This is a genomic window from Lysinibacillus piscis, from assembly GCF_026012395.1.
Lineage (GTDB): Bacteria > Bacillota > Bacilli > Bacillales_A > Planococcaceae > Lysinibacillus > Lysinibacillus piscis.
Genome location: NZ_BRZA01000003.1, coordinates 131,818 through 145,170, shown reverse-complemented (window position 1 = coordinate 145,170; position 13,353 = coordinate 131,818). Strand labels below are relative to the sequence as shown.

The window sequence follows — 13,353 nt, the reverse complement described above, 5'->3', positions numbered from 1 at the left end:
TGAAACTACTAATTGATGGGGGATGAGGAAAATCCCCACCGATTGAAGGCTCACTTTATTGTGAAATGCTTTCTATACTGGTGGGCTGTTCATCATACTTATAATTTTCCCAACGATTTTTAGCGAGTTTACGATGCTTTACTGAAACATGTTGGTCAGAGATTAAACGAGAAAACCCTTTTTTCGCTTCTGAAATATCACCGAGACGTAGACTGAGTTCTGCATGTAAATAAAGAATACGCTCACTACCTTCTTGGTTAGAGGCAAAGGATTTACTATAAAAATCTCTTGCTGCAACAAGGTATCGTCTCTCGGATTTGGTATCATTCTTCAGACGATACAACCAAGCGATTTTTAAAGCGATATTAGCCATTAATAATGCTTCTTCCATAGAAGCTCTACAGACGAGGTAAGCTAATTTGAAGCTTGTAATCGCATCATCGATTGTTCGTTCGTGACATATGTTCATTGGCTTACGCAGTTCTTTAATATAAATTTCTTCGATGAGCTGCATAAAAGGTCCGTATGTTCGTGTCATGGATTTATGGTAGGCGAATCCACAATGTGGGCAAACGGCTACTTCATATAATAGAGGATTCAAGCCTTCGTAAACAGGCATAAAGTCACTATGCTCTTCAGTAATTTTGTAACGGTTAGGTCGAACCTTATATGTGGTAAAATGCTTTTTGCAAAATTTGCAATCTACATGACTTTCGTAGTAGTAAATATTGAATGCCATATGAACCATCCCTTTCTTTTGTTCTATTTATATGACAAAAATTATCGTTCTAAATATTTAATTCTCTTTCTTTTATTTTAACAATTATAAGTTATTTGGTATACTCCTTTAGTATCGGTAAATAAAAAAATATTATTACTTTTTTATCTGTTGAATTGAAACATCTGTGTGAATAGTACTGACTATAGTGGTATGAATAAAGGGGGATAAGGACTTGAATATGTCTATTGATATTTTTCAGAATAATTTAACAAAATATGATAACCCAAGTAAATATGATGCTTTATATAATGATTATCAAGATGATTTGTTATATATTTTAGAAGCAGTTAAAAATGTCAAAGGTCCTATTATTGAATTAGCTTGTGGCACAGGTAGATTGACGATTCCATTAGTTCGAGAAGGCTATGAAATCTATGGTGTAGACATTCATGAGGGAATGTTAAACTTAGCGATACAAAAGGCGACTAAAGAAGGTTTAACGATTCAGTTTGAACGACAAAATTGTACGGAGCTAGCGTTGCCGATTCAATCAGCCTTTATGTACATGACAGGTAATTCCTTTCAGCACTTTTTAACCAATGCTAGTCAGGATGCCTTATTTTGTTCAGTCAAAGCACATTTAACAGCAGGGGGAACATTTATTTTTGATACACGTAACCCTATTTTAAAGGAACTAGCTGTAGCAGAAGAGGTTGAAGAATGTTATATGAACAGCTTTCAACAGTTAGTAACAGAAAAAAGCTATGAGGTATATGATCATAGTAAGCAAATCCTTTATTGTACAACAGATGGGACTATTTCTGATGGTGAGGAAATAGTGGCACAGTACAGTGAGGCTATTTCACTACGTTATACATATCCATTAGAATTACAACGATTAATTGAGGCACATGGCTTTGAAATAGTAGCATTGTATGGGTCATGGAAGAAAGAAGAGTTCCATAAAGATAGTCCATCTATGATTGTACACTGTCGTTTGAAATAACATAAAAAGTCTGATTCTATGGGGATGAATCAGACTTTTTTGGTTAAGGTAAAATGGCGAAAAAGCCATCGTTCTGTGAAAAGAGTGTTTCAAATTTAGCATCCTCAAACATAAAGAAGTGTGGGGAATTTGGACCGAATGTATGTGTTAAATCGACCCACTTTTTATTTTTCAATAATTGAATTGCTTGTAAAAGTTCATTTGTCATCTTATATCCTCGCTTTCATGAAAAGATAAAAAAGCCCCCTTTGCAGAAAAGAGGACTTGTGTGAATACATGTGTCTCATCTGCAAGACATCGGATAGCCATTTGGAATTAGCACCATACCGAATGGCTGGTTGCTGAGACTTCATTGGGCCAATCCCTCCATCTCTCTTGATAAGTATATTGAATTACAAATACTTTAGCATATATTTTTATAACCTATAAATTTTATAAGAATAAAATGCTTTATGAATTTAGTGTAGCTTGATAGAAAGGATTTTATAGGGAGGATATTGAATTAGAATTAGAAGAGATCATTTGATAGGAGAGTGCCCAATGAATCGTGTGAATTTAATTACGTTAGGTGTTAAAGATATGGTGGAGTCATTGAAATTTTATCGTGAAGGCTTAGGGTTTGAAGTGGTAGTTTACGGAGAGGAAACAAATCCAGATGTTATTTTCTTTAATAACGGAGGTTCTAAAATATCGTTATTTCCGATTGAGCGTTTAGTCAAAGATATAAGTGAGGGAAATCCACCAACAATCGGCAATGGTTTTGGAGGATTTACGCTTGCTTATAATGGTAAATCTAAAGAGGAAGTGGATGAGGTATTTGCATTAGCGAAAAAAGCGGGTGCAATCATTGTAAAGGAGCCTGAATTTGTTTTCTGGGGTGGATACAGTGGTTATTTCCAAGACCCTAATGGTCATCATTGGGAAGTGGCATATGGAGAGATGTGGCAGTTTGATGAGCAAGATATGTTAATCATTAAATAGCAGGTAGGTGTATCGTTTCTCTCTAATTTGTGAATGCTAACAAAGAGGAGGTGTGACACGATGGCACAAGAAATTCTTTGTGAAGTCAATAATTGCACATTTTGGGACAATGGTAATAAATGCACAGCTGAAAAAATTTATGTAGTGAGCCAAAAGGGACAACAAGCTAATAATAGCGAGGAAACCGATTGTAAAACATTTACACCTGAAACGCATTAAACGGTAAGCATGTTAGAAGAGGACAATTCTAACATGCTTTTTTATTTATTATACCATCTTTAATAAAGCCTCCATACCTGACATCCCCTGTGAGATACCAAGTTGCTCTGCTTCGAATGTGACAGATTCTAGTGGTGCTGTTAATAGCTCATCAATGGTCTTCACACCAACCGCTCGCCCTGCAATAATTTTGCGCTCTGCTAAGCGAGTATTGAGTAAATCAATATCTAATGCACCGCACATAATATAGCCTGTATCATTTGACACTGTTAATAGCGTGGTTTTCGGTAATTGCACGACAATGGCAGTGAAAAAATGACCTTTAATCATAATCGGCTCAATTGTTACCATACGCATCACTCCTTTTCCTTCTATACATATGTTATGAGATGGATAGACGTGCCAATATGATAGGTAAACCTTCCAAAGTATAATTCATTCCAATCCGCAAATAGTAAAGAAACGGAGGTGAATTTGAACGAGGGAGGCGATGCTATGACTGCAAGGTATGTATTGTTTTTGGCGATAGTAATGTCATTATTTGGCGCAAGTCTGACAGTGAATGCAAATAAAGGGCGCCATTATTACGAGCAAACAGGTGAGGTTGTGTGGGACATCAATACAGACGATAAAATTATTGCGCTGACTTTTGATGATGGGCCACATCCCCAATACACAGCAGCTATTTTAGATGTATTAGCCAAATATGATATTAAAGCTACGTTTTTTATTATTGGAAAAAATGCAGAAAAATATCCAAGTATGATTTTACGCTCATATTCAGAAGGGCATGAGTTAGCCAATCATACTTATTCACATCCTTTTAAAATTTCTATGGCTGAATTGCGTGAAGAATTACGCCAAACAAATGAGGTCATTTATAGTATCACTGGATTTTCACCAACATTGTTTCGGCCGGTCGGTGGAAATTACACGGATCAAATGATTAATGTTGCAGTCGAGGATGGCTACAAAGTGGTCATGTGGTCTTGGCATCAAGATACACTGGATTGGAAGCAGCCTGGTGTAGAAAAAATTGCACAAAAAGTGTTAAAAGGGGCGAGTCCTGGTGATGTTATTTTATTTCATGATGGAGGGGGCAACCGTACACAAACTATCCAAGCATTAGAGAAAATTATCCCCACACTTCAAAAGCAGGGCTATACGTTTGTCACGATGTCAGAGTTAATCGAGCATAGAGAGCAAGGGAAATTGAAGGCACATTAGCTAACAAAGGCTATAATAAAAATAAGCCATCTCAGCATTTGCTTGAAATGGCTTATCTTAGAATGGCTTGGCGTTAGAAAAAGAATAATGGGGCAATCGCAATACCTAAAATTGTACCAAGTGCGATACCATAGCCGAAGTCTGCTCCACCGAATCCCCAAAAACCTAATCCATATCCTCTATAGCGTCTATCGGGTAGAATCCACACCTGTTTTCTATCTACTCGTGTAATTTGCCCAACATGTACCCTGCCAGCGGAATCCGTAATTCTAACCCGTTTTCCTTGATATTTACAGCAAAGATTATAAGTGTCAGTTGGATTCATCGTGTATACCTCCTTTCGCCCTAATATATGCAGTCCAATACATGGAGCGTTAGCCGATTATCATACGTTAGGATAGGAGGTGAGTTATATAGCTGTTATACCAACGAATATATGGCTAAATGAGTTCAATAGTGCGAAGGTAGAAGCATTAAATCATTTACAGCATACATTGCTGGGGAATCGTTTGCTTGATATTTTCCCTAATGGATTGCCAGAAGAAATTATATTAGCATTGCAACAACAAGGGCTTTTTCAGGCACAAGAAGAATTGACAATACAGAATGGCTATTGGCAAGTTGTGCAAAGAGAATTTGAGATTTTACAAAAAAGGTGGGCTGGTCCAGATATCCCGATTTATCTATTTCCAATTACACAGGAGCAAAAGGTAACAAATAAAAATGGTGTCTCTTATCCAAATGCTTTGTTTTTATTTATCGGAGAAATAGAAGAGCAGGAGCTTCAAGCATTATTTGCCCATGAATATAATCATGTTTGCCGTTTAAGCTATTTAGGAAAATCACTAGCGGATATGACTTTGCTGGATGCTGTTATTTTAGAGGGACTGGCAGAATATGCGGTAGAAGAGCTTTACAGTAAACAATGGCAAGCAGAGTGGCTGAATACCTACTCATCGAAGGAAATGCTTGAGATGTGGCAACAATATTTTTACCCACAGCTAGAGCAACAGGGTATTGATCATCATGTAGAATTTTTATATGGAGGCGGGAAGCTACCACCATGGATTGGCTATTGTATTGGCTATCAGATTGTGAAAACATATGTGATGCACCATAATGCCCATGATGTTTATCAACAATCCAGTGCAGCTATTTTAGCGGGCTCTGATTTTCGCTAAAATAGAGTAAGAGGTGATGTTATGGTGACTGGAGAAATCAATAATATATTACGGCCAATAGTGGATGAAGCAACAAAGGTATTAATTGTTGGCTCTATGCCAAGTGCAAAATCATTAGAGAAACAGCAATATTATGGTAATCCACGCAATCATTTTTGGGCAATAATGGGTGCAATATTAGAAGTAGAGATACCTGAAAAGTATGAGAAAAGATTAACTTTACTAAAGCATCATCATATAGGGCTATGGGACAGTATTGCTTCTTGTGAGAGACAAGGAAGCTTAGATACTGCAATTCGCAATGAAAAGCCAAATGATTTTCAAACCTTTTTTCAGCAATATCCGCAAATTGAACTTGTTCTGTTTAATGGCACAAAGGCTTATGATGTGTTTAAAAGACGTATCGGCTTTGACATACTAGCGGATAGAGTTTATGAAAAGATGCCATCTACAAGCCCCATTCCAGGAAAAAATATAAAATCTTTTGAGCAGAAAGTAGAGGACTGGCGTTTGCTATGTACTTATTTGTAGGCAGAGATACAGTGGCTTTTCGCCCTCCCACATATATTGAATAGTGGAAAGGGGAGAAAGATGTCATGTATCATCCACAAAACCCATATGGAGAGGATTTTAGACATTTCCATGGCGGACCACCAGAGCCACCGTTTGGACCGCCACCACCGTCATCAACAGGGCAAATGCCAATGGGTGCACCACCTGGTTTTGCACCGCCGATGCCAACTTGGCAACAAGGGACAAGGAGCATTCGTTCCTGCTTGTTCCGCAATACTTATATTTGGATGAATAATGGGAGGAGCTTTTGGTTTTATCCAACTGCGGTTGGGCAAGAATTTATCGCAGGATTCCGCTGGAGTAATCGACATGGCTGGCGTTTCCGTACCATTACACGCAACCAAATTCGCTCATTTGAATGTTTTAGATAATGATGTTACAATGTCCATAACTTTAAACGAAGGGACGATGGGTGGCTAATGATTAACTAATCTTATTTTTGCACATGAAATTTCACATTTCACGACATTAAAAATAGGATTAGTCTGCCCATTTTCCATAATTGACACGATTAGCTAGCATGTAATCTAGCTTATTTGTGTACACTATTTTTGCGACTAATCCTTCCAAAGTATTTTGGAGGGATTTTTTTATCCCTCTTTTTAGAAAGGGATGGATTGTATGAAAGAGCTTTTTACATTACAAAATATAAGATATGAAATAAAGGATACTGTGCTGTTTGATGCTATTACGGTGACGGCAAAAGCTGGTGAGGTGATTGGCATTATCGGTCGGAATGGTGCGGGAAAATCAACACTGTTACAGTTGATTTCAGGAATATTACTACCGACAGAGGGACAGATTCGCTGGCTACAAGATAAACATATTGCGTATGTCGCACAGGAGCTAGCGCAATTCGCAAGCACAGATATGACGACGGATGAAGTGGACTTACTGGCAAAATGGCATGTGCCAGATGTAGAATTTGCTGCATTAAGTGGTGGAGAAAAATTGAAAATGCGACTAGCAGAGGGTTTTGCGCGACATGCCAAGTTACTGTTATTAGATGAGCCGACCAATCATTTGGATGAGCAAAGTACAGCCTTACTTATGGAGCAAATTAGGCATTATACAGGCACAATTATCGTTGTGTCACATGATCGTTATTTTTTAGATGAGGTAGCAACATCTATTTGGTCCATAGAAGATCAAAAGCTCATAGCACATAGCGGTAATTATACGAGTTATATGGCAGCAAGGGAGCAGCGCAGATTAGCTCAACAGCGTGCCTATGATAAACAGCAAAAAAATATAGCGCGTGTAGAAGCACAAGTACAGGAGTTAACGACATGGTCACAGAAAGGGCATGCAGAATCTACCAAGCAAGAGGAATTCAAGGAATACCATCGTGTGAAGGCCAAACGCTTAGATTCACAGGTGAAATCCAAGCAAAAGCGTTTAGCAAATGAATTGGCGAAGGAACGGGTGGAGGCTGTAGTGCCAGATGAGGAAATTCGTTTTACTTTAGGCACGAATCAGCGAGTAGGGAAGCGATTTTTAGAGTTAAAACATGTAACTAAGTCTTATCAGCAACGTCTATTATGGAGAGATGTTCATTTGACAGCGCAATTTGGTGACAAAATCGCTATTGTCGGTGCAAATGGCAGTGGCAAAACAACTTTATTGCGTGTGATTTTAGGGCAGGAGGAAGCGGAAGGAGAGGTTTGGAAATCGCCTGCTGCCAATATTGGCTATTTAACGCAGGAGGTATTTGATTTACCATTAGAACAAACACCTGCACAATATTTCCATAGAGAAACCTTTGCGGAGCAGGGCAAGGTGCGTAATTTAATGAAAAATTTAGGCTTCACAGCAGCGCATTGGACAGCAACAATTGGTGAAATGAGCATGGGAGAGCGTGTCAAATGCAAGCTCATGGCATATATTTTAGAGGATAAAAATGTATTGATTTTAGACGAACCAACGAACCATCTAGACTTGCCTTCACGTGAACAACTTGAAAAAACATTATCACACTATAGGGGCACATTATTAGTCGTGTCCCATGATCGCTATTTTTTAGAGAAGGTGACGAATAGTGTATGGGAGGTTCACAGCGGGAGAGTGGAGAAGAAATGGCGTACGAATGAGGCTTCACAGCAAGCGGATGATACCGCACTAAGGTTAAAGCTGGAGAATGAACGCCAAGATATATTAGGAAAATTAAGCTTTATGACAGCAAAGGATAAAGATTATGCGATGCTTGACCAACAATTTAATGAGCTGACAAAGCAAATTAATACATTGAAAAAGTAGAGGTGACACCTTATGAAAAAAAGATATATGGCTATGGCATTGTTAAGTTTAGGCCTACTTAGCGCATGTACAAATCAAGCGGAGCAACCTGAAAAGCAATCCGAGGTCAAAGAACCCGAGGTAAAACAACCTGTTAAGCAGGAAGAACCATCCAAGACGACAAAAGAAAATTCAGTAGCTGCTATTACACAGGAGGAGGCATTAAAAAATCTCCAACAGCAATTGCAGACAGATTTGCCGATTACTTTACCAAAGCAGTTACCTATTACAGCAGGAGCCTTTTTAACAGCTACAACTAAAACAGCAACAGACATGGTTGAAATTCAGTTTTTAGAAAGCAAGGAGTACTTCACAATTAATGACGCACGACTAAAAAACAAACAGGATACAACCGTGCTGGCAAGACTTAAGGTCCAGCAATATACCACTGAGGAGGAAGCAAAGGGGCAAATCGCCTTTGATAACTTTAATGATAATGGTGGGCAAGAAGTGGAGCTAGGCTATGGATTGAAGGGTTATCAGGATGCAGGAGCAGGCTCGTTGTGGACGAGTTGGAATGAGGGACGTTGGGCGTTAGTAGCACGTACACGGACTGATAATGCACAGGCAGGTGTTGAGCTAGCCAAGCAAGCAGTGACTTATTTAGAGAGCCATATGCTACCGATTCCAAAACAATATGGTTACGTACATTTAGATATCCAACAAGAGGGAAATGTAGTCGTATGGCAGGATGGCAAGCTTGTTTACACATTGGATTCAGTGAAAGAACCACTAACAATGCTAGAAATAGCAACAGCCTTTTATCAATAAGTGAAAGCCTAGAGCTAAAAATGCTCTAGGCTTTACTATTATCTACAAGTAATTGGTAATCTGTATACCTTTTTTGCCAGTCATCCATTGGAAATTCATTGTGAACAATACCATTTAGTAAATCCGTCAACAGGTTTAAGCAAATATGCCAGCCTGCTAAATCCTTTGCAGTATGCTCAGTTAATGCATGGATTGATTCGATTAATCGTAATTGACAGCCTTCACTAGTTGGCGAGACCTCGAACCTTACAGTATCAGTCCCCCATTCAAATGCCAATACTTCCTTATCAATAAAATCGATAATGGCAATTTCTTCAAAGGCATCTGTGCCATCATTCATATTAAAATGAATTTTGCCGTTTTTTCTTAACTCTATTATTTCTAAATTCCCCATCCACTTTTGTAGCTTGTCATTTTCAGTGAGGACAGCCCATACAGCATCTACACTATATGGCAATGGACGAGCAAATTGAGCAATTGAGTGATTTGCTTGTTGACTGATAGTAGCTAACATATAAAACCTCCTAGCTGTGCAGTTATTTGTCGAATTCATGTTCGTTGTTTGATTGTATATGAATTTTCTGAAATTTACAATTGATTATGCTATTCTATGTGAGAGGGAGGGATTAACTTGTCACATCAACAAGCATTAGAGCGTTATATTACTGCTACCAATTCCCATCATTTTCAGCAAGTACAAGAGTTACTACATCCACAGGCAGTATATTGGTTTAGCGATAAAACCTGTACAACGTTTGAGGAGATTGGGGCATATTTTAATCATGCGTGGCATGTCATTCAAGAGGAAGTCTACTCTGCAACAGATGTGCAATGGTTAATGGTAGATAATGCCTCGGCTACTTGTGTTTATACATATCATTATGAAGGTTATTATAATGGGGAATTTGTATCAGGCAGTGGTAGGGCTACTAATATTTTTGTGAAAGTAGAAGGCAAATGGCTGCTGATTCATGAGCATTTAAGCAATTTATTTTAATTACATGGAGGGACTATATGCAACATACAATACAAGCACATTTTGAACAATCGATTACCTTTGTAGAAGGTTTAGCTACTGTAAGTGAGGAACAATGGCGTATGCCGATTGATGTAGATAAATGGACAGTTGCAGAAATAATTGGACATCTTACACCATGGGATGAATTTTTATACAAGCGACGCCTACCTTTTTTATTTACAGGAGAAGCCTTGCCAAAAGCACCGAACGAGGATGAGCTAAATGCTAATTCGGCTGAAAGAAGTCGAGCACAAAGCAAGGAAGAAACAATCGCAAATTTTGTCAATGGTAGACGGCAATTACTGGTTGCTCTGCAACAAGTAACAGACGCACAATGGCAGCTGCAGTTTAAAATAGGAGAAACAGAGCTGACACTCCAACAGTATCTAGCAGGCTTTGTCGAGCATGACCTACACCATTTTGCACAGCTTCAACAGGTCATTCAACAATGAAAAAGCTAGGATGTTTACATGCACATTACTCGAATATCGATTATATCGCGCAAGCTTTTCGGAATGATGCTCGATGGGAACTTGTCCATTTTGTAGAACCTGGACTGATGCAACAAGTTGCCAAAGGTGTAGCTGGCTTAGAAATAAAGGTGAAGGAGCAGGTAGAGTGGATGGTGAAATGTGGTGTAGATGCTATTTTAATCACCTGCACCAACTACATTGCATTGTTAAATGAAGAGCAATGGCCGATCCCAATTATCAAAATAGATGAACCTTATTTTAAAGAAATTTGCCAAGTAACAGAGCCACAAACTATCGTATTTACAAATCCTGCAACAGTAGAAGGAACGATGAAGCGACTGCGTGATTATGCTCAACAATATGAGAAATATCTAGACATAGAAGTGAGAGTGATAGAGGATGCCTTTCCATTGATTATGCAGGGAAAAAAGGAATGCTATCACAAGGTAGTGAAGCAGGCTCTTAGCGAAATGGAGGATGGGCATCGTATTCTTTCTGTTGCGCAACTCTCCATGGTGAATGCTGCACAGGAATTTCAGCAGCAAACAGGTATAACCATTCATCATCAACTCAGGTCATTACTATCTTTTATAGATGAAGCTACTTCTTAAAAAAGAAATGGCTTTTTTCTTTGTGCTTGTATTTCATTATCAAATAAAGGTGTTATAGCTAGGGTGCTTTAAAGGGGGCTACTAAATAATGATGAATGTATCAGGAAGTTGAATTTTATGAGGAATTGGATGAAAATCATGCAGCTGTTGTGAGTCGAGCTATACGTTTTTTAGGAAAATCATAAAAAGGTTGTAACAATCTGTACAAAGTTAACGTTTCACTAAATAAAGGGGAAGTGTCTATGAAGAAATGGGGATTGCTTTTTACACTCTTATTATTTGTAGTAGGCTGTCAGGAAAAAGCAGTTACGATGCCTGAGGATATCCCGGATTTTGTACAGCAAAGTGATATAACCGCAATTGATTGGGACAGAAAAGCAGTTCATTTTGGGAACCTAAATAATATTGTTGGTAATAAGGATAAGATAGGTGTGATTGGGGCAGATACGCCAAGCTTAAATACACAAAAATGGATGTGGCATTTATGGGGGGATGCTATTCATGAGGACACAAAGCTAACAGTTGTGGGCTACCATAAAGCCTCTAATGAAATATATCCACTACTTGTAGATGGCTGGCATACGACACTTGGTGGACCAAATAATGGCGCAAACGCACACGCTCCGACATCTGTGAAAGTCCCTAAGGCTGGTGACTGGGCAGTGCTAGTCTATGCGGATAATCATTATTTTGATACACTTGTTTATACGATAAATGACTAATTTATATGACAAAAGGCAGAGAGCATGATTTTCTGCCTTTTTATTTTTGTCACATTTTCAAAAGCTCGTTTGTTTATATAAGGGAAGGGGGTAGGGAGATGCAGATAATGGAAGAAAATATAGAAGAAACACGTGAAGAGCGTATGAGCTATCTAATCAATGAATATTATCAAAGAATCTATGTATATTGCTTTCATATTTTACGCAACCAACAAGATGCTGAAGATGCTGTACAAGAAGTATTTATCAAGGCTTTTCAAAATAATAAGTTGATGACGATTGATTATTATAGCGCATGGTTATACAAAATTGCGTATCATCATTGTCTGAACAAAGTGAAACGGCGCTCCTTTTTTCAATTAGTCACATTTGATACTAGACACCATAGGAACGTAGCCCATACTGTGAGTGATGACTTAGAGTTGGAAGAGATTATGTGTAAATTAAAGGCGAAGGAGCGAGCATTGTTATTGTTGCGTATTATCGAGGATAAAGATTTTGCAGAAATTGCACTTATTTTAAATATTACACCTGCTACAGCACGAAAACGCTTTGAAAGAGTAAAAGAAAAAGTCCAAGCATTGATTGAGAGGGGGGGACATAATGACTAATAAAATAAAGTCGTTTCAAGAATTTGAAAATCGGCTAAAGCAAGCAGCCATTCCACAATCTTCTACAGCAATGTATAGGATACGAATAACTAAGGAGAAGAAGCCATTCTATACTCGATTGTCTGTTGTAATGATTTTATGTAGTCTCTTTATCACAGCCTCAATCGCTACAGCTATGGAATTAAGGAGCTGGTCTATTTTCAATAAAGAAGGTAAAGAGGTGCTGTCGGCTGGGTATATGGATGTGCAAGAGGCAGAGATGTATGAGGATATTAGAAAAATGTATATGCGATATAAAAATGAGATTGAGGAATTAACGCAAACATTACCTAATGGGAAGTTTGTTACAGTTTTATTAGTTGAGGCATATGAAAAATATGGTTTGACCTCTGTGTACAGCTCTTCAAAGGAGCATCAAATTGATCAAATTACACAAATACCGCAAATGTTTCGAGAAGATCTGCATTTAACCGATGATTTAGTAGGCGAAAATAGTTTTGTTAGTGGGAGTATTCATTATAACTTACCTGAGCGTACCATAGAAGAGATTGAGCGAGCACATGAGGAAATGTATCGGACTGCCAAGCAAGATAATGCCCCATATAGTATAAGGGTAGAAGGAGAGGAGACCCCTGATGTCAATGGTGTTTATTTGACGTATGGCAAAGAGACTGATTCCGTGCATATTACTATTTCAGAGGGGACGAAGATGCTGTTAAGTAGTAAAGTTGTTAATTATCAAGTCATTAAAGATAATGGTGTTGAGTTTCTTTATGATAAAGAATCACAGCGTATTGATTTTGTAAAAGAAGTGGGAGATAAAAAATATGTGATAGCGATTAATGGTTGGAAATTGATGAATGAGGAACCGACACCTGAGCCACTTTTAGCAGTAGCGAGAAAAATGCTAAATTGATATGATAAAAAGAAAGGGGGAATTTTTG

The 13,353-nt window shown here is 38.2% G+C and carries 19 protein-coding genes, 1 pseudogene and 1 riboswitch; of the genes and pseudogenes, 15 read left to right on the top strand and 5 right to left on the bottom strand.

The features are described from left to right. Positions 1-55: 55 nt before the first annotated feature. Positions 56-739: a DUF2225 domain-containing protein gene (locus tag OPF91_RS13485; RefSeq protein WP_264989343.1), complete on the bottom strand. Its 684-nt coding sequence runs from the start codon at positions 737-739 to the stop codon at positions 56-58. Positions 740-959: 220 nt separating this feature from the next. Between OPF91_RS13485 and OPF91_RS13480 the strand changes: the two genes are divergently transcribed. After that, a complete protein-coding gene (locus tag OPF91_RS13480) occupies positions 960-1,727 on the top strand; it encodes a class I SAM-dependent methyltransferase (protein WP_264989564.1) in 768 nt (255 codons plus the stop codon). 55 nt (positions 1,728-1,782) lie between these two features. Here the strand turns inward: OPF91_RS13480 and OPF91_RS13475 are convergent. Continuing rightward, positions 1,783-1,935 (bottom strand): annotated as a pseudogene (locus OPF91_RS13475) (cyclase family protein); the annotation flags it as partial. Positions 1,936-2,007: 72 nt separating this feature from the next. Next, a riboswitch (SAM riboswitch) is annotated at positions 2,008-2,112 on the bottom strand. 155 nt (positions 2,113-2,267) lie between these two features. Between OPF91_RS13475 and OPF91_RS13470 the strand changes: the two are divergent. Together OPF91_RS13470 and OPF91_RS13465 are read left to right on the top strand one after the other, a co-directional pair. Further along, positions 2,268-2,708: a VOC family protein gene (locus OPF91_RS13470; RefSeq protein WP_264989342.1), complete on the top strand. Its 441-nt coding sequence runs from the start codon at positions 2,268-2,270 to the stop codon at positions 2,706-2,708. A 60-nt stretch (positions 2,709-2,768) separates the two neighbouring features. Continuing rightward, the gene (locus OPF91_RS13465) at positions 2,769-2,927 is read left to right on the top strand and encodes a DUF1540 domain-containing protein (RefSeq protein WP_264989340.1); all 159 of its coding nucleotides are present in this window, start codon (positions 2,769-2,771) and stop codon (positions 2,925-2,927) included. Between the two features lie 48 nt (positions 2,928-2,975). Here OPF91_RS13465 and OPF91_RS13460 read toward each other — a convergent pair whose 3' ends face one another. After that, positions 2,976-3,278 carry a YunC family protein gene (locus tag OPF91_RS13460; protein WP_264989339.1) on the bottom strand — a complete coding sequence of 101 codons (303 nt, stop codon included), beginning with the start codon at positions 3,276-3,278 and terminating at the stop codon, positions 2,976-2,978. Positions 3,279-3,422: 144 nt separating this feature from the next. On the opposite strand from OPF91_RS13460, the gene OPF91_RS13455 reads away from it, so the two are divergent. After that, positions 3,423-4,154 carry a polysaccharide deacetylase family protein gene (locus OPF91_RS13455; RefSeq protein ID WP_373877056.1) on the top strand — a complete coding sequence of 244 codons (732 nt, stop codon included), beginning with the start codon at positions 3,423-3,425 and terminating at the stop codon, positions 4,152-4,154. Positions 4,155-4,227: 73 nt separating this feature from the next. On the opposite strand, the gene OPF91_RS13450 is transcribed toward OPF91_RS13455, so the two are convergent. After that, positions 4,228-4,479 carry a hypothetical protein gene (locus OPF91_RS13450; protein ID WP_264989338.1) on the bottom strand — a complete coding sequence of 84 codons (252 nt, stop codon included), beginning with the start codon at positions 4,477-4,479 and terminating at the stop codon, positions 4,228-4,230. A gap of 79 nt (positions 4,480-4,558) precedes the next feature. On the opposite strand from OPF91_RS13450, the gene OPF91_RS13445 reads away from it, so the two are divergent. From OPF91_RS13445 to OPF91_RS13425, 5 genes are all read left to right on the top strand, one after another. Next, positions 4,559-5,335 carry a DUF2268 domain-containing putative Zn-dependent protease gene (locus OPF91_RS13445; RefSeq protein ID WP_264989337.1) on the top strand — a complete coding sequence of 259 codons (777 nt, stop codon included), beginning with the start codon at positions 4,559-4,561 and terminating at the stop codon, positions 5,333-5,335. 21 nt (positions 5,336-5,356) lie between these two features. Next, positions 5,357-5,866 carry a DNA-deoxyinosine glycosylase gene (locus tag OPF91_RS13440; RefSeq protein ID WP_264989335.1) on the top strand — a complete coding sequence of 170 codons (510 nt, stop codon included), beginning with the start codon at positions 5,357-5,359 and terminating at the stop codon, positions 5,864-5,866. 65 nt (positions 5,867-5,931) lie between these two features. After that, positions 5,932-6,279: a hypothetical protein gene (locus OPF91_RS13435; protein ID WP_264989334.1), complete on the top strand. Its 348-nt coding sequence runs from the start codon at positions 5,932-5,934 to the stop codon at positions 6,277-6,279. A 250-nt stretch (positions 6,280-6,529) separates the two neighbouring features. Further along, complete coding sequence (abc-f, locus tag OPF91_RS13430; protein WP_264989332.1) at positions 6,530-8,164, top strand: ribosomal protection-like ABC-F family protein; 1,635 nt, start codon at positions 6,530-6,532, stop codon at positions 8,162-8,164. 12 nt (positions 8,165-8,176) lie between these two features. Then, a complete protein-coding gene (locus OPF91_RS13425) occupies positions 8,177-8,974 on the top strand; it encodes a hypothetical protein (protein ID WP_264989331.1) in 798 nt (265 codons plus the stop codon). Between the two features lie 25 nt (positions 8,975-8,999). Here OPF91_RS13425 and OPF91_RS13420 read toward each other — a convergent pair whose 3' ends face one another. Beyond that, positions 9,000-9,488 carry an SRPBCC family protein gene (locus OPF91_RS13420; protein ID WP_264989329.1) on the bottom strand — a complete coding sequence of 163 codons (489 nt, stop codon included), beginning with the start codon at positions 9,486-9,488 and terminating at the stop codon, positions 9,000-9,002. A gap of 117 nt (positions 9,489-9,605) precedes the next feature. Between OPF91_RS13420 and OPF91_RS13415 the strand changes: the two genes are divergently transcribed. The 6 genes from OPF91_RS13415 (at position 9,606) to OPF91_RS13390 (ending at position 13,325) form a co-directional block, all read left to right on the top strand. Then, positions 9,606-9,971, top strand: a complete 366-nt coding sequence (locus OPF91_RS13415; protein ID WP_264989328.1) for a nuclear transport factor 2 family protein — start codon at positions 9,606-9,608, stop codon at positions 9,969-9,971. Positions 9,972-9,988: 17 nt separating this feature from the next. Continuing rightward, positions 9,989-10,444 (top strand): DinB family protein, encoded by a 456-nt coding sequence (locus tag OPF91_RS13410; protein WP_264989327.1) that lies wholly within the window; start codon positions 9,989-9,991, stop codon positions 10,442-10,444. Continuing rightward, positions 10,441-11,076 carry a hypothetical protein gene (locus OPF91_RS13405; protein WP_264989326.1) on the top strand — a complete coding sequence of 212 codons (636 nt, stop codon included), beginning with the start codon at positions 10,441-10,443 and terminating at the stop codon, positions 11,074-11,076. The genes OPF91_RS13410 and OPF91_RS13405 overlap by 4 nt, the downstream gene beginning before the upstream one ends. Positions 11,077-11,318: 242 nt before the next feature. Beyond that, positions 11,319-11,798 carry a DUF4871 domain-containing protein gene (locus tag OPF91_RS13400; RefSeq protein WP_264989325.1) on the top strand — a complete coding sequence of 160 codons (480 nt, stop codon included), beginning with the start codon at positions 11,319-11,321 and terminating at the stop codon, positions 11,796-11,798. A 98-nt stretch (positions 11,799-11,896) separates the two neighbouring features. Then, positions 11,897-12,409, top strand: a complete 513-nt coding sequence (locus OPF91_RS13395; protein ID WP_264989324.1) for an RNA polymerase sigma factor — start codon at positions 11,897-11,899, stop codon at positions 12,407-12,409. Then, positions 12,402-13,325, top strand: a complete 924-nt coding sequence (locus OPF91_RS13390; protein ID WP_264989322.1) for a hypothetical protein — start codon at positions 12,402-12,404, stop codon at positions 13,323-13,325. The genes OPF91_RS13395 and OPF91_RS13390 overlap by 8 nt, the downstream gene beginning before the upstream one ends. The last annotated feature ends 28 nt before the right edge of the window (positions 13,326-13,353 follow it).